Here is a 19,064-nt window from a genome sequence, read left to right on the forward strand (position 1 = left end):
GAACTGTGTCGTTGATGTGGTATGCGCATATCCGACGAGGCCCGCCTGCAGCTCGCCCAGCGCTTCGAGGCCCTGTTACCGCACTTGAACGAACGTCAGCGGCGCCTGGCGATGGCGACCGAGGCACGTCTGCTCGGTCATGGTGGTGTGCGCCTGGTCGCGCGGACGGCCAGGGTCAGCGAGACCACCGTCCGCAGGGGCGTATTCGAACTCGAAGACGGTGCCGGACCGCTGTCCGAGGGGCGCGTCCGGCGTCCCGGTGGCGGGCGGATGCGGGTCGAGGCCGTTGACCCGTCTCTGGTTCCGGCGCTGATGGGGCTGGTCGAGCCGGACGAGCGCGGTGATCCGATGTCGCCGTTGCGCTGGACGACGAAGTCGTTGCGGAACCTGGCCGCCGAGCTGTCCCGGCAGGGGCACCGGGTGACCGCGCCCACCGTGGGCCGGCTGCTGAAGGAGAGCGGGTTCAGCCTGCAGGGCACCGCCAAGACCCTGGAAGGCGATCAACACCCCGACCGCGACGCGCAGTTCCGCTACATCAACGAGCAGGTCAAGGAGCACCAGGCTGCGGGCGAGCCGGTCATCAGCGTGGATTCGAAGAAGAAAGAGCAGGTGGGCCTGCTGCCGATGGCCGGGCAGGAGTGGCGGCCCAAGGGCGATCCGGTCCGGGTCGAGGACCACAGCTTCTTCGCCGGCCCGCGCGTGGAGACGGCGGTCCCGTACGGGATCTACGACATGACCGCGAACACCGGCTGGGTGAACGTCGGCGTCGACCACGACACCTCCGCGTTCGCGGTCGCCTCGATCCGCCGCTGGTGGCAGGCACGCGGCGCGCTCGACTATCCGCTGGCGACCCGGCTGCTGATCACCGCGGATGCGGGCGGCTCGAACAGCTACCGCTACCGACTGTGGAAGGCCGAACTGGCAGCATTCGCCGCCGAATCCGGCCTGACGATCACGGTCTGTCACTTTCCTGCAGGAACAAGCAAATGGAATAAAATCGAGCACCGGCTGTTCTCGCACATCACCATGAACTGGCGCGGCAGGCCCCTGACCAGCCACGAAGTCGTCGTCAACACCATCGCCGCGACACGGACCCGGGCCGGGCTGCGCGTCGAGGCCGCGCTCGACACCGGCTCCTACCCGACCGGCATCCAGGTCAGCCGCGAACAGCTGCAGGCTCTGCCGATCACCGCCCACGACCGGCACGGGAGCTGGAACTACACCATCACGCCGGCCGTCGGCGACACCCCGGCCCCGCCACCGCAGACCGCCGACGAACGCGCCGCCGCCCGCACGCTGGCCCTGCGGATGCTCGCCGATCAACGCCTGACCGGCATGACCGATACGGAACTGGACGCACTGCGGGCCCGGCTCGCCCCCGACCAGGAAGCCCGGCGCGAGCAACGCCGCTACGTCCTGCGCGGCGGCAGGCGCGTCGCCACCACCGGCCGCAACCGATCCCTGCTCTCGAACGCGGACGAAGTCCTGGTCACCGTGGTCTACCTGAGACAGGTCTGCCCGCAGAAGGTGCTGTGCGACCTGCTCGGAATCAACCCCGTCACCATCGGGCAGGCCATCAAGGCCACCCGGCAGCTCCTGGACGAACACAAGATCAGCATCACGCCGACCGTGGTCCGCTACTTCACCCGCGCCCAGGACCTGCGCGCCTTCCTCACCCATACCGAGCCGGACCGGAACACGCCGGAACCGACCCGCAACGCGCTCACCAGCCCCGTCCTGACTGGCATGAGCCGCCAGAGCCTGCACGCTCTACTCGAAGAGCTGATCGTGCCCTACGCGGCCGCGATCGAGAAGCGACGGCATCGGCACCGCGGCGGCGACCGCCGTCCCGGCACCCGTGGCGGCGTCTTCCGGCAGAAGATCACCGACAGCGACCGGATCCTCGCCACGATCCTCTACCGGCGCCGCATCTGCGGCCTGGACACCCTGGCCGAGCTGTTCGGTGTCTGCCGCAGCACCCTGTGGAACGCGATCAACGACGTCCTACCCGTTCTCGACGACCACCGCCTCGCCATCACCCCCGCCGAACACCGCTACGCCACCGCAGCCGACGTTCTGGCCTGGACAAGCGCACCCGACCCCAAAGACCACCATGTTGTTCTTTGACGGTTCCACCTGCTGCGGGCCGCGTAACGGAACGAGGCCCGCCAGGACTGGGACAAGATCTCGAAGGCGCTCAAGCCCGTCTACACCGCGCCGACCCAGGACGTTGCCGAGGAGAAGTTCCTGGAGTTCTGCGAGGCATGGGGCAGCAAGTACCCCGCGATCGTGAAGCTGTGGGAAAACGCCTGGGCCGAGTTCGGGCCCCCCTCCTTCGACGTCGAGATCCGCAAAGTCATCTGCTCGACGAACGCGATCAAGAGCGTGAACGCCCGCATGCGCAAGGCCGTCCGGGCCCGCGGGCACTTCCCCGACGAGGCGACTCCGCTGGCGAATTTGCTATCCGGGACGGGCAGGGGCGAGGGCGGCGAGGTGGGAGATGCGGGTGTGGCCGAGCGGGGTGCCGGTGAGCCACGCGTCGAGGCGGGTCAGGTTGATCGCGGTGGCGGTCAAGACGTGCTGGACGGCAGTCTTGGCAAGGCCGCGATAGCGGCTGCGGCGTAGCCCAAAGGCACGTACGGCCTGGGAAATCGTGCCCTCGACACCAGCCCGGTGACCGTAGCGGCGATGCCACTGCTCGGTGGCCTGCTCGATATGGAGGCGGCGGAGGAGTTCGTGCTGTTCGCGGGGGCGCAGGGTGACGGTGCGGGCGGCGGTCTTGGCGCGGGTGCAGCGTGAGCGTTCCGGGCAGGGGGTGCAGTCGGTCATGCTGAAGGTGAACATCACCCGCGGATTGCCATGCCGGTCGAGGCCGGTGCCGGACCAGGTGTTGGGGTGCCCTTGCGGGCAGGTGGCGGTGAGGGTGTCCCAGTCGATCGTGAACGCATCGGTGTCGAAGGCGTCCTCGGTGCGGCTCTGCCACTGGTTGCCCTGGTTGACCGGGCCGATCAACTCCACGCCTCGGTCATGGGCCTTGAGGACCTTCTCCGCCGTGACGTACGCGCTGTCCGCGTAGTGCTCGTCGGGCAGCAGGCCGCGCTTGTCGAGCGCGTCATGCACGCGGTCGGTGGTGTCGACGTCGGCCTCGGTGGCCGGTGCAGTGGCCACGTAGGTGATCAGATGCGGCAGGTCATCGCTGCTGGCCTCGCTCAGCTGAACGCTGTATCCGGTCCAGCCCATCGAGCGCTTGACGCGAAAGCGGGCGTCCAGATCGTAGGGGGAGACGATCGCGGCTGCTCCGGGCGGACGGCCCGAGCCCTTGCTCTCTCTGCGGTGAACGCCGTCCTGGTCGCGGTAGAACTGCTGGATCCAGATCCGTCGCAGGGCCTCCACCGTGGACAGCTGCCGCAGCAGCGACGGCGTCTGCGGTGCGTGGACCTGCTCCAGCAGCCGGTAGCCGTCCTCGGCGAACTGCAAGTTCACCGCAAGTCGTTCGGACTCCTCGCGGGGCAGTCGGTAGGCATCCGCCCGCGGCCCATAGCGGGCGAACCAGTCCACGGGCACCCATCCGGTCAGCCAGTCGGGCTCCGTAGCCGCGATCGCCTCCAACGCGGCACGGACCGCCTCGCCTGCCAACTCCAGTCGTTGCAGCGTCCGCACCGCAGCGAGCACATGAGTGGAATCGGTCCGCTGCCGCCCGCCCGGGGCCGCCCAGCCCGCTTCCCTGAGCCTGTCCAGCACCGCATCGAACAGCAGCCGTTCCGCGCTGCCGGTTTCGGCGAGACGGGCGCGAAACTCCGACAACACCGAGTCGTCGAAGCCGGCGTCACGCAGCTCCAGGCCCAGCAGATACTTCCAGTCCAGACGGGAGCGGACTGCATCGGCAGCCTGCCGATCGGTCAGCCCCTCAGCAAACTGCATCACGCTGACCAGCGCCAGCCGGCCAGGCGCGAGTGCTGGCCTGCCACGCACCGCGAACAGCTCGGTGAACTGCTCGTCCTCGAACAACTCGCCCAGCAGATCCCGCAGACGCATCGCCATGCACCCCCGCGGGAAGGCGGCCCGAGCCACCTCCACCGTGGTCGCTGGGACCTCGATCAGGCCACGGCGAGGCCATAAAGACATCATGATCCCCTTGAAGGCCCCCACGCCATGTCGCGTTCCAGAATGCCCCCCGCCAGAAGATCACTTCAGGCGCATAGCAAATTCGCCAGCGGAGTCCGAGCAGGCCGCTCTCAAGTGCGTCTACATGGCCATCATGAGCCTGGACCCCACCGGGCGGGGACGCAAACGCTGGTCACAGCGGTGGAAGGCCGCCCTCAACGCCTTCGAGATCACCTTCGACGGACGGCTCTCCGCCGCCCGCCGCTGAATCCCTATCAACTCCAGAAACACCGTTCACTGGACAGACCCCACGAGGGCGGTGGTGTTGAAGCCGAGCGGGTCGGCCTCCAACTCGGTCAGTTTGACCAGGATGCGGAGCGCCATGCCGCGAGGGATCTTGCGTAGCTCCGCCTGAGCCTCTGGCCGGAAGACGGTGCGGTACTCACTCACTGCGCGCCAGCGTCTCCCTCATGACGTCCTCGATCGGGATGCCGGCCGAGGGGTTCGCCATGCGCTCGTCGATGAGCCGGTTGATCTCGCGTTCTTCCCACTCCTGGTATTTGCGCAAGACCTCGATCGACACCACGGCGGCCACCTGCTTGCCACGACGCGTAATGACGGTGGGCACGTCGTCGCGGTCGGCTCGCTCTACCACCTCGGCCAAGTGTGCGCGGACGTCGCGGATGGACTCTATGGGCATCGGCTGCGTCATAAGTTCATGAGTACCAAGTGTTCCATGTGTACACAAACGCTTGCCTGTCCAGCCACGTTGGACGACGCTCCACCATCCTGCGGTCGCCCGTCTCCGATTGCCCGCCCTTTCACTGTGCGGCGGAGCGGGCGCGCAGGTCACCGCCAGATGTTCCGCACCGCCGAGTACACGCAGGTGGCTGGGGGAGGCGAGGAAGCATGGGGAACTGGGTGAGGACAGCGGCGGTCGTCTCTCCGCAGTGGTTGAAGGCGGGCGCGGCCATACCGACCTCCTGCACCGAGATCTCCCCCGTGGTTAGCTGCGCAGCCGAAGGGGCAGCGGGCGAGGGTAGGAGACCGGCGCCTGTTTCGCACCGTGATCTGAAGTAGTTCAGACATCATATTGGGCATGACCGTTCGCACCTTCCCCTACAGCTTCTTCCTCCGCGGTCCGACCCAGGTCCTGCCGTCGCTGGATCACGCTGACGTGATACTGGAGCGCCGCGGCGAGGAGAACCTCGTACTGATGCGGGAAGAGCGGTTCGAGGCGACCCTCAGCGGCATGCGGCTGGCCGCCCGGTCGCTGGCCATCCTGGCCGACCGGCACCGGTCGCTGGCCGAAAAGGCCCTGGCGGAAGAGCTGCCCTGGCTGCACTGGCTCCCCGAGAGCGAGCGGCACAGCTGCGTGCGCGAGCTGCTGGCGGATCTGATCGCCAGCGCCGAGACGGGGCTGCTGCTGCCGTTCGCGCGCAGTCTCGCCTCCTGGCGCTCCACAGCCGAGGCATGGTCCGACCCGCAGGTGGCGAGCGAGCTCCAGGGCCCGTTCACAGGGGACGGTCCGGGGCTCCCCCGACCGGGCGGAACGGCCTCGTGACGGGCCGCGGGAAGGAGTTCTCCCGCCCGAAGCTGTGGGCGGTACGTGCCGCCGACCGGCGAGCGTACGCCGGGTGGCAGCAGTTACTACGCCAGGTGCCCGACAACCTCGACCGGGCCTGGGTCGCGATCATCAGCGAACCCCGGCGCACACACGTTCGGGAGCTCGCCCGGCAGGGTAAAGACGGTATCGGCGCGCCGGACGCGGATCTATGCTGGCCTCAGGCAGTCATGTCAGCAGGCGGAACGTGGAGGTCACCATGAGCACCAGTAGCGCTGACCACCCGATCCTTCCGCCGCGCCGGCCCCGTCTGTCGGTCGATGAGCTGATCCGGGCGAAGAACGCGAAGCCGATCCGGTCGCTGGCCGACCTGGAGGCACTGTCCGCCGACGTCTTCGAGTCGGACGAGGAACTTGAGGAGTTCCTGGCCTTCACGTACGCCGAGCGCCGCCGCGACGTGGCCTGAGGTCTCGATGCGCCCCGTCGTCCTGGACACCGACACCGCCTCGCTCATCATCAAGAAGCGCCTGCCGATCACGTTGGCGACCAAGCTGGTCAACACGCAGCCGATCATCACCTTCGTCACACGCGCCGAGCTGACCAAGTGGGCAGAGGTCCGCCATTGGGGGACGGGCAACCGCAGGCTCCTCGCCGGATGGTTGGGCCAAGTGCCGATGCTGCCCGGCGACGAGGACGTCGCCGACACCTACGGCGAGTTGTCGGCAGCCGCGATGCTCCGGGGCCGCCCCCGGCCGATGAACGACATGTGGATCGCCGCCTGCTGCCTCACCCACGACCTGCCCTTGGCGACCCTGAACGTCAAAGACTTCGACGACTTCAAGGCCCAGCACGGACTGGAGATCATCACCGCTTGATCCGGCGCCGGAGATCCATGCCGCTGACGCCAGGCCGACGGTAGCCGGCCCCTGCGGCCTGCTACCTCGTCGACCAAGACGTCAGCGGAGTCGCCCGCGGAGTCAGAGCTTGACGATCATCTTGCCGATGTTGTCGCCGCGCAGGACGCCGAGGAAGGCCTCCAGGGTGTTCTCGATGCCCTCGACGACCGTCTCGCGGTACTTCAGGCGGCCGTCGCGCACCCAGGGGCCGACCTCGCGCACGAACTGGGGCTGCAGGTCGTAGTGGTCGCCGACCAGGAAGCCCTCGATGCGGCCGCGGGTCTGGATGAGGCGGGCGAGGTTCCTCGGGCCGGGGGCGGGCTCGGTGTTGTTGTAGACCGAGATCATGCCGCAGACCGCGATGCGGCCGCCCTGGTTGAGGGAGCCGATGGCGGCCTCCAGGTGGTCGCCGCCGACGTTGTCGAAGTAGACGTCGATGCCGTCGGGGGCGGCGGCGCGCAGCTGCTCGCTCACGGGGCCGTTCCGGTAGTTGAAGGCGGCGTCGAAGCCGTACTCCTCCAGCAGCAGCTTGACCTTCTCGTCGGAGCCGGCCGAGCCGATCACCCGCGCGGCGCCCTTCAGCCTGGCGAGCTGGCCCACCTGGCTGCCGACCGCGCCGGCCGCGCCGGAGACGAAGACGGTGTCGCCCTCCTTGAAGGAGGCGGTGCGCAGCAGGCCCGCGTAGGCAGTGAGCCCGGTCATGCCGAGGACGCCGAGGTACGTCGACAGGGGCGCGGCCTCCGGGTCGACCGCGACGGCGTGCCGCGCGTCCACGGCGGCGTACTCGCGCCAGCCGCCGAAGTGCAGGACGTGGTCGCCCACGGCGATGCCCTCGGCGTTCGAGGCGACGACCTCGCCGACCGCGCCGCCCTGCATGGCCTTGCCCAGCTCGTAGGGGGCCGCGTACGACTTGGCCGCGCTCATCCTGCCGCGCATGTAGGGATCGACGGAGAGGTACTCGTTGCGCACGAGGACCTGGCCCTCGCGCGGCTGCGGGACCTCCGTCTCGACCAGGGCGAAGTCCTCGGGCTTCGGCCAGCCGACCGGGCGGCTGAGCAGGTGCCACTCGTGGTTGATCATGACAGCGCCTTTCCGTCCTCTTCGTTCACTTCGGGCTTCACTTGCTTCAGAAGGTGAAACAATCATCTGCCTGAATATTTCATACTGTCAAGCAAGTGAGTACTCTGGGCGTCATGGCCACCGCACCGCATACCCGCCGTCCCGACGCACTGACCCTGGAGGTCGTCGAGCTCATCGGGGACGTCGTGGCCCGGTTCTACGAGGACTACGAGGACGCCGCCGGGGAGCACGCCCTGACCGGCGCGCAGGCGCGGCTGCTGAGCCTGCTGTCGCTGGAGCCACTGCCGATGCGGAAACTGGCGCGGAAGCTGAAGTGCGAGCCGTCGAACGTCACCGGGATCGTGGACCGGCTGGAGGCACGGGGGCTGGTGGAACGGCGGCCCGATCCCGCCGACCGGCGGGTGAAGCTGGCGGCGGCGACGGAGGAGGGACGGCAGGTGGCCCGGGAGCTGCGGGAGGGGCTGCGCTTCGCGCGGGAGCCGTTGGCCGCGCTGTCGGAGGGGGAGCGGCTGGCTCTGCGGGATGTGCTGCGGCGGATGGTGGAGGCGTCCTGACCGGGGAGCTCTCGACCGGCTGACGCCGGCCGGGGCCGGCCGGGGCCGGCGCGGGTCAGGTGCACCACCACAGGAACCGGTCGCACTTGGGCGTCGGTGTCGGCGTCGGGGCCGGGTCGGGAGCCGGTGGTGCCGGGTCGGTCGTCGGGGGATCCGTCGGCCGGGGGGCCTCCGGAGGCGGGGGGTTCGAGGCGCCCGTACCCCCGTCGGCACCGGCACCCCCGCCTGCACCCGCGCCGCCTTCCTCCGCCGCCCGCGTCGGCTGCCGCGGGCCGGTCGTCTCCGTCGGGTCCGCGTCGGGTTCCTCGTCGTCCGCCGACGCGGACGGGGACGCGGACTCCGAGGCGTCCGGTGAGGCCGTGCTCGTGGCGGCCCCGGCCCCGGGCGTGGCACCCGCCGGGCCGGCCGTCTCTTCCGGGTCCGTGACCGGATCGCCGTCACCGGCCTGTCCGTCGTCCTCCACCGCGGCCGGTTCGGGGGTGGAGAAGCCCGGCAGGACCGAGGCGTCGACGCCGAGTTCGGCGAGGCTCAGGCTGCCCACGGCCAGCACGAAGCCGGTGGCCGTGAGGAGGATACGGCGGCGGCGCCGTCGGTGGGCCGCGGCCTTGCGGTCGCGGCGGCTCGCCGTCGCGGCCCCGGCTTCGACCTCGGCCCCGGCTCCGTCCGGGTCGTCGGACTGCCCCGCCTCGCCCTCCGGCTCACCGCTCTCCGGCGGTGCTTCCCCGGCCACCGCGGGCTCAACAGCCGCGGGCGCGGGGTACGTCTCCACAGGAGTGCCGCACCCCGGACAGGCCAGGGCGCCGTTGAGGTGCCGTTGGCACGGGTGGCAGTAGTTCATGTCGCGGGAAGACTAGGTTCCGTGCGGGGGCGTTGCCAGGATTCCTTGTGAAAGTTCTGTGGGAGATCGCAAGAGTTGTCGAAAGGCTTGCCGAAACCGTTACCTGTCGGCCCCATTGACACCCCCGGCGGCCCCTCTTTACTGTCACGCCAGCATTTCGAACGTGTGACGAAATTTCGAACATCCATGGGTGAGGGGCAATCGCCGTGCGCATCACCGGAATCAGCACGCACGTGGTCGGGACGCCGTGGCGCAACCTGACCTACGTCCAGGTGCACACCGACGAGGGGATCACCGGGGTCGGCGAGACCCGGATGCTGGGCCACACCGACGCGCTGACCGGTTACCTGCGGGAGGCCGAGGCCAACCACGTTCTCGGCTCCGACCCGTTCGCCGTCGAGGACCTGGTGCGCCGGATGAAGTACGGCGACTACGGCCGCGCGGGTGAGATCGTGATGTCCGGGATCGCGGTCGTGGAGATGGCGTGCTGGGACATCAAGGGCAAGGCCCTCGGCGTACCGGTGTGGCAGTTGCTGGGCGGCAGGGTCACCGACAAGGTGAAGGCCTACGCCAACGGGTGGTACACCACCGAGCGCACTCCGGAGGGGTACCACAAGGCCGCCCAGGCGGTCGTGGAGCGCGGGTACCGGGCGCTGAAGATCGACCCGTTCGGCACCGGACACTTCGAACTGGACCGCCGGCAGACCCTGTACGCCGTCTCGCTCATCGAGGCGGTACGGGACGCCATCGGCCCGGACGCCGAACTGATGCTGGAGATGCACGGCCGCTTCTCCCCCGCCACCGCCGTCCGGCTGGCCAGGGAGATGGCCCCCTTCGAGCCGGCCTGGCTGGAGGAGCCGTGCCCGCCGGAGAACCTGAAGGCGCTGGAGAAGATCGCCGCCAAGGTCGACATCCCGGTCGCCACCGGTGAGCGCATCCACGACCGGATCGAGTTCCGTGAGCTGTTCGAGAGCCAGGCCGCCGACATCATCCAGCCCGACGTCGGTCACATCGGCGGCATCTGGGAGACCCGGAAGCTGGCCGCGACCGCCGAGACGCACTACACGCTCGTCGCCCCGCACAACGTCGGCGGGTCCGTGCTCACCGCCGCCTCCCTCCAAGTCGGCTTCACCTCGCCGAACTTCAAGATCCTGGAGCACTTCAACGACTTCGCGGACGCGGAGATCAAGAAGGTGGTCAAGGGCGCCCCGCAGGTGAATCCCGAGGACGGCTGCTTCCACCTCTCCCACGCACCCGGCCTCGGCGTCGAGCTGGACGTCGACGCCGCGGCCGAATTCCCGCAGCAGCAGGCCCGGTTCGACCTGTGGGCCGAGGGCTGGGAGCAGCGCAGGCCCAAGGGGACGAAATGACCACCGCCGCCACCGCCGACACCGCGGCCGCCACCGCAGTCGTCGTCGAAGCGCCCGGCGTGCACCGGCTCGCACCGCACACACCGCGCGATCCCGGTCCGGGCGAGGCGCTGGTCGCCGTGCACGCCGTCGGGATCTGCGGCAGCGACCGCGAGGTGTACCAGGGCAACCGGCCCGAGGGGTACGTCCGTTACCCGCTCACGCCGGGCCACGAGTGGTCCGGGACGGTCCGGCGGACCGGCGCCGGGGTGCCCGGCGGTCTCGTCGGGCGCAAGGTGGTCGGCGAGGGTTTCCGCAACTGCCAGGTCTGCGACCGCTGCCACGCCGGCGAGACGACCCTGTGCACCTCGGGGTACGAGGAGACCGGCTTCACCCTGCCCGGCGCGATGGCCGCCACGCTCACCCTCCCGGCCCGGCTGCTGCACGTCCTGCCCGAGGACGCCGATCTCACCGCCGCCGCCCTGCTGGAGCCGGCCGCCTGCGTCGCGGCCGCCGCGCTGAAGGCGAACGCCCGGCCGGGCGAGCGGGTCGCGGTGGTCGGCACCGGCACGCTCGGGATGTTCGCCGTGCAGTTCCTGCGGGCGGCCTCGCCGGCCGAGCTGCTGGTCGTCGGCACGCGGCGCGACCGCGAGGCACTGTCCCGGCGGTTCGGCGCCACGGATTTCCGCACCAGGGACCAGGACCTCCCGGCCGGCTTCGACGTCGTCGTCGAGACCGCCGGGTCCGCGGACGCCGCCCGCACCGCCGCCGCCCTGCTCCGGCGCGGCGGGCGGCTGGTCCTGACGGGCATCCCGGCGCCGGGCGCCGAGGGACTCGATCCGACCGGTCTCGTCGTACGGCAGCTCGAGGTGCACACCGTCTTCGGGGCGCCGCCGGACGCCTGGGCGCACACGGTGCGGGTGTTCGCGGCGGGGCTGCTCGATCCGCTTCCGCTCGTCACCCACGAGCTCCCGCTCACCGAGTTCACACAGGCCATCGACCTGGTGGGGGCCGGTGACCCGAAAGTGGGCAAGGTTCTGCTCCGGCCGTGACGCACACCGCTCGCGGCGTCGCACCCGACGGCGGTGCGAGCGGCGTACGTACCTCCACCGCCCTTTTCCGCACCCGGAGCCGCGAACCTCGTCCGGCACACCGAACGCAAAGGACAGCTTGTGACCGACGCTTCCAGCACGGCAGCCCGCAGGCCCGGTGAGCACGCGCTCACCGCGCTCGGCCTGGGCTCCCCCGCGCCCGACCCCGCCGACGCCTCGCCCCACTCCTTCCCGGGCGGCGGCCGCTGGCGCACCGAGATCCCCTCGTGCGAGGGTCCCGAGGCGCTGGCGGTGGTCCTGAAGGAGTCCGCACGGCTCGATGTGCCGGTCCACCGGATCAGCCAGGGCAGCGGCGTGTGGATGCTGACCGATGCCGAGATCACCGAGATGGTCGGGGCGGCCGGCGAACGGGACATCGAGCTCTGCCTGTTCACCGGCCCGCGCGGCACCTGGGACACCGGCGGCTCGGTGCGCTCCGACTCGCGCGGCGCGGGCCCGCGCGCCCGCGGTCACGACGCGGTCGCCGGATGTGTCGAAGACGCCCTACGGGCAACGGAGTTGGGCGTACGATGCCTGCTCGTCGCCGACGAGGGAGTGCTGTGGACGTTGCACCGGGCACGCGAGGCGGGCATCCTCCCGGCCGACACCACCCTGAAGGTGTCCGCGCTGATCGGCCCGGTCAACCCGGCCTCGTACGCCGTCTTCGAGCGCCTGGGCGCCGACTCCGTCAACGTGCCCAGCGATCTGACGCCCCACCACCTCACCGAGATCCGCAGGGTGTCGGCCGCCCCCATGGACATGTACATCGAGGCCCCCGACGACCTCGGCGGCTACGTGCGGATGTACGAGGTCGCCGAGCTGGTCCGGCGCGGCGCACCGCTGTACCTGAAGTTCGGTCTGTCCAAGGCGCCCGGCATCTACCCGTACGGCACCCACCTGCGGGACCTGACCCTGGACACCGCCCGGGAACGGGTGCGGCGCGGCCGGCTCGCCCTCGACCTGCTCGCCCGGCACGGAGCGGCCGGTGACATGGCCCCGCTCGGCTCCCGGCTGCCGGGGGCGCTCCACCGCTTCCCGGCCGGCGCCTGACTCCGCACGTCCGACCCCGCCCCACGACCAAGGACTGGACTGATCACCATGCGCAACCGCAGAGCCGCCCTCCTCGCCACGGCCGCAGCCGCCTCGCTCGCCCTCGTCCTGTCCGCCTGCGGGCAGAACAGCGAGGGCGGCAGCAAGGAGAAGGGGGGCAGCACCAAGGGCGCCACCATCGGCATCGCGATGCCGACCAAGTCCTCCGAGCGCTGGATCTCCGACGGCAACAACGTTGTCAAGGACCTCCAGGCCAAGGGCTACAAGACCGAGCTGGTCTTCGGCGAGGACAACCCGGGCACCCAGGTCTCCCAGATCGAGAACCTGATCACGCAGGGCGTCAAGGGCCTGATCGTCGCGGCCATCGACAACAAGTCGCTGAACAACGTGCTCCAGGAGGCGGCCGACGCGGACATCCCGGTCATCGCCTACGACCGGCTGATCCTCGGCACGAAGAACGTCGACTACTACGCCTCCTTCGACAACGAGAAGGTCGGCGAGCTGCAGGCCAACTACATCGTCGACAAGCTGGGTCTGAAGGACGGCAAGGGCCCGTTCAACATCGAGCTGTTCGCCGGCTCCAACGACGACAACAACACCAAGTACTTCTTCAACGGCGCGATGAGCGTCCTCAAGCCGTACCTGGACAGCAAGAAGCTGGTGGTCGGGTCCGGCCAGACGCAGCTCAACCAGGTCACCACCCTGCGCTGGGACGGCGCGACCGCCCAGCGGCGCATGGACGACCTGCTCACCTCCTCCTACAAGAGCGGCCGGGTCGACGCGGTCCTCTCGCCGTACGACGGCATCTCCATCGGCATCCTGTCCGCGCTGAAGTCGGACGGCTACGGCTCCAAGTCCAAGCCGCTGCCCGTGCTCACCGGCCAGGACGCCGAGCTGGCCTCGGTGAAGTCGATCATCGCGGGCGAGCAGACGCAGACCGTCTACAAGGACACCCGCAAGCTCGCCGAGGTCGCCTCGGCGATGGTCGACGACGTCCTGAACGACAGGAAGCCCGAGGTCAACGACACCAAGACGTACGAAAACGGCGCGAAGACCGTCCCCGCCTACCTGCTGCAGCCGGTGAGCGTCGACAAGACCAACTACGAGGAGGTCCTGGTCAGGGGCGGCTACTACAGCGACGCCGAGCTGAGGAAGTAACCCGGCGGGCAGTCGCCGTATCCACCGACCACCGACCACCGACCGACCGAAAGGCACGACCATGGCGGGACCCGTCCTGGAAATGCGCTCGATCGTCAAGACCTTTCCCGGCGTCAAGGCGCTGTCGGACGTCACGCTGACGGTGCGTCAGGGCGAGGTCCACGCCATCTGCGGGGAGAACGGCGCCGGCAAGTCCACCCTGATGAAGGTGCTCTCCGGCGTCCATCCGCACGGCACCTACGAGGGCGAGATCCTCTTCGAGCAGGAGTCCTGCCGGTTCAGGGACATCCGGGCGAGCGAGCAGCGCGGCATCGTCATCATCCACCAGGAGCTGGCGCTGGTGCCGTACCTGTCCGTCGCGGAGAACATCTTCCTGGGCAACGAACACGCCACGCGCGGGTTCATCAACTGGAACGACACCCTCCGGCACGCCACCGAACTGCTGCGCCGCGTCGGACTCGACGAGCACCCCGAGACCCGGGTCGCCGACATCGGTGTGGGCAAGCAGCAGCTGGTGGAGATCGCCAAGGCGCTGTCGAAGTCCGTGAAGCTGCTCATCCTGGACGAGCCGACGGCCGCCCTGAACGACGAGGACAGCGGCAAACTCCTCGATCTCATCCTGGAGTTGAAGAAGCAGGGCATCACCTCGATCATCATCTCCCACAAGCTCAACGAGATCCGCAGGGTCGCCGACTCGGTGACGATCCTGCGCGACGGCCGCACCATCGAGACCCTGGACGTGAAGGCGGCCGGGACCACCGAGGAGCGGATCATCGCCGGCATGGTCGGCCGCGACCTCGACCACCGCTTCCCCGAGCGCACCCCGCACCGTCCGGAGGAGGGCGCGGCCCCGGCGCTGGAGATCCGGGGCTGGACCGTGTTCCACCCGATCGACCGGCAGCGCAAGGTCGTCGACGACGTGTCGCTGCGGGTGCGGCGCGGGGAGATCGTCGGCATCGCGGGCCTGATGGGCGCCGGCCGCACCGAACTGGCGATGAACATCTTCGGCCGCGCCTACGGCCGGTACGCGGCCGGCACGGTCCTCAAGGACGGCCGGGAGATCCGTACCAGGACCGTCGCGGAGGCGGTCGGGCACGGCATCGCGTACGTCACCGAGGACCGCAAGCACTACGGCCTGAACCTCATCGACACCATCAACCGCAACATCTCGCTGACCGCCCTGAGGAAGGTGGCCCGGCGGGGTGTGGTGGACGAGCACGAGGAGCGGCAGGTCGCCGAGGGCTTCCGGAAGTCCATGAACATCAAGGCGCCGACCGTCTTCGAGCCGGTGGGCAAGCTGTCCGGCGGCAACCAGCAGAAGGTCGTCCTCAGCAAGTGGATCTTCGCGGGTCCGGACGTGCTGATCCTGGACGAGCCCACGCGCGGCATCGACGTGGGCGCCAAGTACGAGATCTACACGGTCATCGACCAGCTGGCCGCCCAGGGCAAGGCGGTCGTCTTCATCTCCTCCGAACTGCCGGAGCTGCTCGGCATGTGCGACCGCATCTACACGATGGCCGCGGGACGGCTGACCGGTGAGGTGCCGCGGGCCGAGGCCACCCAGGAAGCACTGATGCGCCGCATGACGAGGGACACGAAGAACACGAAGGACGAAGAGGTGACGCGATGAGCGCGGACGTGACCGCCAGGAACCCGGCCCCCGCGCCGCCGGGCCGCGGCCGGGGGGCCGCCGGCGACGGTCTGCTCCGGCTGGTGCTGAACGGCCTGCGCCGCAACATGCGGCAGTACGGCATGCTGATCGCGCTCGGCCTGATCGTCGTCCTGTTCCAGGTCTGGACCGGCGGGGACCTGCTGCTGCCGCGCAACGTGTCCAACCTGGTGCTGCAGAACAGCTACATCCTGATCCTCGCGATCGGCATGATGATGGTGATCATCGCGGGCCACATCGACCTGTCGGTCGGCTCGCTGACCGCCTTCGTCGGCGCGGTGGCGGCGGCGCTGACGGTCAGCCACCACGTGCCGTGGCCGGCCGCGGTGGCGCTGTGCCTGCTGGTCGGGGCGGCGGCGGGCTCGCTGCAAGGGTTCATGATCGCCTACCTGGGCATACCGTCGTTCATCGTCACCCTCGCCGGGATGCTGCTCTTCCGCGGTCTGACGGAGATCCTGCTCAAGGGCCAGACCCTCGGCCCGTTCCCGGGCGGGCTGCAGAAGATCGGCAACGGCTTCCTGCCGGCGGCCGGCCCGGACACCAACTACCACAACCTCACCCTGCTGCTCGGTGCCGTCCTGATCGCCGCCGTGGTGTGGCAGGAGGTGCGCGACCGGCGCCGGCAGCAGGAGTTCTCCCTGGAGGTGCTGCCCGCGCGGCTGTTCGCGCTCAAGCTCGTCGCGATCGTCGCCGCGGTGCTCGTCGTCACGCTGCTGCTGGCCAGCTACAAGGGCGCGCCGATCGTGCTGATCGTCCTCGGCGCGCTGGTCGTCGGCTACGGCTATGTGATGCGCAACGCCGTCTTCGGCCGTCACATCTACGCGATCGGCGGCAACCTGCCGGCCGCGAAGCTGTCCGGCGTCAAGGACCGGCGGGTCACCTTCCAGGTGTTCCTGAACATGGGCGTGCTCGCGGCCCTGGCGGGCCTGGTGGTGGCCGCCCGGCTGAACGCGGCCTCTCCGAAGGCGGGCGTCAGCTACGAACTCGAGGCGATCGCCTCGGCGTTCATCGGCGGCGCGTCCATGAGCGGCGGTGTCGGCACCGTCCTCGGCGCGATCATCGGCGGTCTTGTCCTCGGTGTGCTGAACAACGGCATGAACCTGCTCAGCGTCGGCACCGACTGGCAACAGGTCATCAAGGGCCTGGCGTTGCTGGCGGCGGTCGGGTTCGACGTGTGGAACAAGCGCAAGTCCGGTTCATAAGTCAGCTCCGGTCCCGCCCGCGAGAGGGCGGGGCCCTTCCTCTCAGGAGCCGCACATGGAACTGAACAGACGCACGGTCATCGCGGGCGCCGCGGCAGCGGGCATCGCGGCGAGCACGCTCGGGAGCGCGGCGCAGGCCGCCCCCTCGGCCACGGGTTCGTCCCCGGGGCGCGAAAAGCCGGTGAGGGAGCTGTTCGGCAGGCTCGCCGACGGCACGAAGGTGCACCGCTGGTCGCTGGAGAACGGCGGCACCCGGCTGAAGGTCCTCTCCTACGGCGGTGTGGTGCAGTCCCTGGAGGTCCCCGACCGGCGGGGCCGCCACGCGAACGTCTCCCTGGGCTTCGGCGCCCTCGACGACTACGTGGCGTCCAGCCCGTACTTCGGCGCCCTGATCGGCCGTTACGGCAACCGGATCGGCAGGGGCCGCTTCACCCTGGACGGCAGGACGTACCAGCTCTCCGTCAACGACGGCGACAACAGCCTGCACGGCGGGGCGAAGGGCTTCGACAAGCACGTGTGGGACGTCGAGCCGTTCGCCGAGGGCTCCGACGTCGGTCTGCGCCTGTACCGCACCAGCGTCGACGGCGAGATGGGCTACCCGGGCACGCTGCGGGCGAAGGTGACGTACACCCTCACCCGGCGCGGCGAGTGGCGCGTCGACTACGAGGCCACCACCGACCGGCCCACCGTCGTCAACCTGACCAGCCACGTCTACTGGAACCTGGCCGGCGAGGGCAGCGGCACGATCGAGGACCACGAGCTGACGATCGCCGCCTCCCGCTACACCCCCACCGACCCGGGCCTGATCCCCACCGGCGAACTGGCGAAGGTCGCGGGCACCCCCTTCGACTTCCGCCGCGCCAAGGCCGTCGGCCGGGACATCCGGGCCGGCCACCCGCAGCAGGTGCGGGCCAAGGGCTACGACCACAACTGGGTGCTGGACAAGGGCGTCACCGCCCGGCCCGAGCACATCGCCACCCTGCGCGACCCCCGCTCGGGCCGCACCCTGAGGATCGCCACCGACCAGCCGGGCCTGCAGTTCTACTCGGGCAACTTCCTCGACGGCACCCTCACCGGCACCGGCGGCCGCACCTACCGCCAGGGCGACGCCCTCTGTCTGGAGACCCAGCACTTCCCGGACTCGCCGAACCACGCGGACTTCCCGTCGACCGTGCTGCGACCGGGGCGGACGTACCGGACGACGACGGTCCACTCGTTCGGCGTGTGAGGATCACCACTACCCTGAAGTCACACTTCTCACACATGAGTTGAACGACGACGCGTCCGACTCCGTATCCATGGATGGCCCGCGCTCCCCCGCGCGGGCCACCCCAAGGACGACGGGCCCGGCCGTCCCCACCGGGCCCGCCCCATACGGAGGTTCCATGGCCGACAACGTCGCCTCGCTGTTCCGCAGTACCGCGGCCCACAGTCCGTCGATGGCGGCGCTGGCGCGGGAGGGCGGCGACGGAACCGGGCCGGTGGACTTCTGCATCCCGTGCAATCCGTACTTCCCCACGCCCGAGATGTTCCAGGACATGGCGGCGCGGCTGCGGGAGATCATCACGTACTACCCGTCCGGCGCCGACACGATCACGGCCGAGCTGTGCGACCTGCTCCAACTGCCGCCGCAGTGCGTGGCCATGGGCAACGGATCGACGGAACTCATCACCTGGATCGACCACTTGCTGGTCCGCGAGTCCCTCGCCGTCCCCGTCCCCACCTTCGGCCGCTGGACCGACCAGCCCATGGAGACCGGCAAGCGGGTCGACATGTTCCCGCTCCAGGAGTCCAACGGCTTCACCCTCGACCTGGCGCAGTACACCGAGTTCATCCGGGCCCGGGGCACCAAGGTGGCCGTGATCTGCAACCCCAACAACCCCGACGGCGGCTTCCAGCACCGGCAGGCCCTGGTGCAGTTCATGGACACCATGGCCGACCTGGACCTGGTCGTGATCGACGAGTCCTTCCTGGAGTTCGCCGACGCCGAGGCCGAGCCGAGCGTGGTGCAGGAGGCGATGCTGCGCCCGAACGTGGTGGTGCTGCGCAGCCTGGGCAAGAACTTCGGCCTGCACGGCATCCGTTTCGGCTATCTGGTCGCCAACCCCGCGCTCGCGGGCAAGGTCCGCTCGATGCTGCCGAAGTGGAACCTCAACTCCTTCGCCGAGCACGTGGTGTTCATGCTGAAGGAGCACGGCGCGGAGTACCAGCAGAGCCTTCAGCAGGTGCGCCGTGACCGTCTGGAGATGGCCGGCCACCTCTCCGCGCTGCCCGGTCTGACGGTCTACCCGTCCCAGGGCAACTTCCTCTTCGTCCGCCTGCCCGTGGGCGCCGAGGGCACCGTGGTCCGCGACCGGCTGCTCACCGAGCACCGGATCCTGGTCCGCGAGTGCGGCAACAAGATCGGTTCCTCCAGCCGCTTCCTGCGACTCGTGGTGCGCCCCGAGGTGGACGTGCGTCGCCTGGTGTCCGCCCTGGAGCAGGTGCTCTACGGGACCAGGAAGGGAGC

17 protein-coding genes and 3 pseudogenes are annotated in these 19,064 nt (G+C 69.6%); 15 read left to right on the forward strand and 5 right to left on the reverse strand.

The genetic code is table 11. The features are described from left to right. Positions 1-21 precede the first annotated feature (21 nt). Entirely contained in the window at positions 22-2,127 is a 2,106-nt protein-coding gene (locus RH94_RS32755; RefSeq protein ID WP_073951958.1) for an ISAzo13 family transposase, read from the forward strand. 27 nt (positions 2,128-2,154) lie between these two features. Beyond that, a pseudogene (locus tag RH94_RS40070) lies at positions 2,155-2,451 on the forward strand (transposase); the annotation flags it as partial. Positions 2,452-2,460: 9 nt separating this feature from the next. On the opposite strand, the gene RH94_RS32765 reads toward RH94_RS40070, so the two are convergent. Continuing rightward, complete coding sequence (locus RH94_RS32765) at positions 2,461-4,125, reverse strand: IS1182 family transposase (protein ID WP_073952016.1); 1,665 nt, start codon at positions 4,123-4,125, stop codon at positions 2,461-2,463. Positions 4,126-4,222: 97 nt separating this feature from the next. Between RH94_RS32765 and RH94_RS32770 the strand changes: the two are divergent. Next, positions 4,223-4,372: pseudogene (locus RH94_RS32770) on the forward strand (IS256 family transposase); the annotation flags it as partial. A 41-nt stretch (positions 4,373-4,413) separates the two neighbouring features. On the opposite strand, the pseudogene RH94_RS32775 reads toward RH94_RS32770, so the two are convergent. Further along, positions 4,414-4,554, reverse strand: a pseudogene (locus tag RH94_RS32775) (type II toxin-antitoxin system RelE family toxin); the annotation flags it as partial. Then, the gene (locus tag RH94_RS32780) at positions 4,547-4,816 is read right to left on the reverse strand and encodes a type II toxin-antitoxin system Phd/YefM family antitoxin (protein WP_073951960.1); all 270 of its coding nucleotides are present in this window, start codon (positions 4,814-4,816) and stop codon (positions 4,547-4,549) included. The gene RH94_RS32780 and the pseudogene RH94_RS32775, both read right to left, overlap by 8 nt. A 387-nt stretch (positions 4,817-5,203) precedes the next feature. On the opposite strand from RH94_RS32780, the gene RH94_RS32785 reads away from it, so the two are divergent. The 3 genes from RH94_RS32785 (at position 5,204) to RH94_RS32795 (ending at position 6,543) form a co-directional block, all read left to right on the forward strand. Further along, positions 5,204-5,668, forward strand: coding sequence for a hypothetical protein (locus RH94_RS32785; RefSeq protein WP_073951961.1), 465 nt, complete (start codon positions 5,204-5,206; stop codon positions 5,666-5,668). A 259-nt stretch (positions 5,669-5,927) separates the two neighbouring features. Then, a complete protein-coding gene (locus RH94_RS32790; RefSeq protein WP_073952018.1) occupies positions 5,928-6,134 on the forward strand; it encodes a hypothetical protein in 207 nt (68 codons plus the stop codon). A 7-nt stretch (positions 6,135-6,141) separates the two neighbouring features. Further along, a complete protein-coding gene (locus RH94_RS32795) occupies positions 6,142-6,543 on the forward strand; it encodes a type II toxin-antitoxin system VapC family toxin (RefSeq protein ID WP_073951962.1) in 402 nt (133 codons plus the stop codon). Positions 6,544-6,645: 102 nt separating this feature from the next. On the opposite strand, the gene RH94_RS32800 is transcribed toward RH94_RS32795, so the two are convergent. Further along, positions 6,646-7,644, reverse strand: coding sequence for an NADP-dependent oxidoreductase (locus RH94_RS32800; RefSeq protein WP_073951963.1), 999 nt, complete (start codon positions 7,642-7,644; stop codon positions 6,646-6,648). A 113-nt stretch (positions 7,645-7,757) separates the two neighbouring features. Here RH94_RS32800 and RH94_RS32805 point away from each other — a divergent pair, with 113 nt between their 5' ends. Next, positions 7,758-8,198 carry a MarR family winged helix-turn-helix transcriptional regulator gene (locus RH94_RS32805; RefSeq protein ID WP_073951964.1) on the forward strand — a complete coding sequence of 147 codons (441 nt, stop codon included), beginning with the start codon at positions 7,758-7,760 and terminating at the stop codon, positions 8,196-8,198. A gap of 55 nt (positions 8,199-8,253) precedes the next feature. Here the strand turns inward: RH94_RS32805 and RH94_RS40985 are convergent, their stop codons facing one another. Continuing rightward, positions 8,254-9,036, reverse strand: a complete 783-nt coding sequence (locus RH94_RS40985; RefSeq protein ID WP_158073113.1) for an SCO2400 family protein — start codon at positions 9,034-9,036, stop codon at positions 8,254-8,256. 206 nt (positions 9,037-9,242) lie between these two features. Here RH94_RS40985 and RH94_RS32815 point away from each other — a divergent pair, with 206 nt between their 5' ends. The 8 genes from RH94_RS32815 to RH94_RS32850 form a co-directional block, all read left to right on the forward strand. Continuing rightward, entirely contained in the window at positions 9,243-10,406 is a 1,164-nt protein-coding gene (locus RH94_RS32815; protein ID WP_073951966.1) for a mandelate racemase/muconate lactonizing enzyme family protein, read from the forward strand. Further along, positions 10,403-11,437, forward strand: a complete 1,035-nt coding sequence (locus RH94_RS32820) for a zinc-dependent alcohol dehydrogenase (RefSeq protein WP_073951967.1) — start codon at positions 10,403-10,405, stop codon at positions 11,435-11,437. The genes RH94_RS32815 and RH94_RS32820 overlap by 4 nt, the downstream gene beginning before the upstream one ends. Before the next feature lie 120 nt (positions 11,438-11,557). Continuing rightward, on the forward strand, positions 11,558-12,526 hold the full coding sequence (locus RH94_RS32825; RefSeq protein WP_073951968.1) for a hypothetical protein: 969 nt from the start codon (positions 11,558-11,560) through the stop codon (positions 12,524-12,526). Between the two features lie 48 nt (positions 12,527-12,574). Beyond that, positions 12,575-13,684 (forward strand): multiple monosaccharide ABC transporter substrate-binding protein, encoded by a 1,110-nt coding sequence (gene chvE, locus RH94_RS32830; protein ID WP_073951969.1) that lies wholly within the window; start codon positions 12,575-12,577, stop codon positions 13,682-13,684. Positions 13,685-13,745: 61 nt separating this feature from the next. Continuing rightward, positions 13,746-15,314: a multiple monosaccharide ABC transporter ATP-binding protein gene (mmsA, locus tag RH94_RS32835; protein ID WP_073951970.1), complete on the forward strand. Its 1,569-nt coding sequence runs from the start codon at positions 13,746-13,748 to the stop codon at positions 15,312-15,314. Next, positions 15,311-16,555, forward strand: a complete 1,245-nt coding sequence (mmsB, locus tag RH94_RS32840) for a multiple monosaccharide ABC transporter permease (RefSeq protein ID WP_073951971.1) — start codon at positions 15,311-15,313, stop codon at positions 16,553-16,555. The genes mmsA and mmsB overlap by 4 nt, the downstream gene beginning before the upstream one ends. Before the next feature lie 55 nt (positions 16,556-16,610). Next, positions 16,611-17,783 (forward strand): aldose epimerase family protein, encoded by a 1,173-nt coding sequence (locus RH94_RS32845; protein ID WP_073951972.1) that lies wholly within the window; start codon positions 16,611-16,613, stop codon positions 17,781-17,783. 157 nt (positions 17,784-17,940) lie between these two features. After that, on the forward strand, positions 17,941-19,064 hold a 1,124-nt coding region (locus RH94_RS32850), incomplete at its 3' end, for a pyridoxal phosphate-dependent aminotransferase (RefSeq protein ID WP_234426199.1).

Origin of the sequence: Streptomyces kebangsaanensis, from assembly GCF_001906585.1 — a bacterium.
GTDB lineage: Bacteria > Actinomycetota > Actinomycetes > Streptomycetales > Streptomycetaceae > Streptomyces > Streptomyces kebangsaanensis.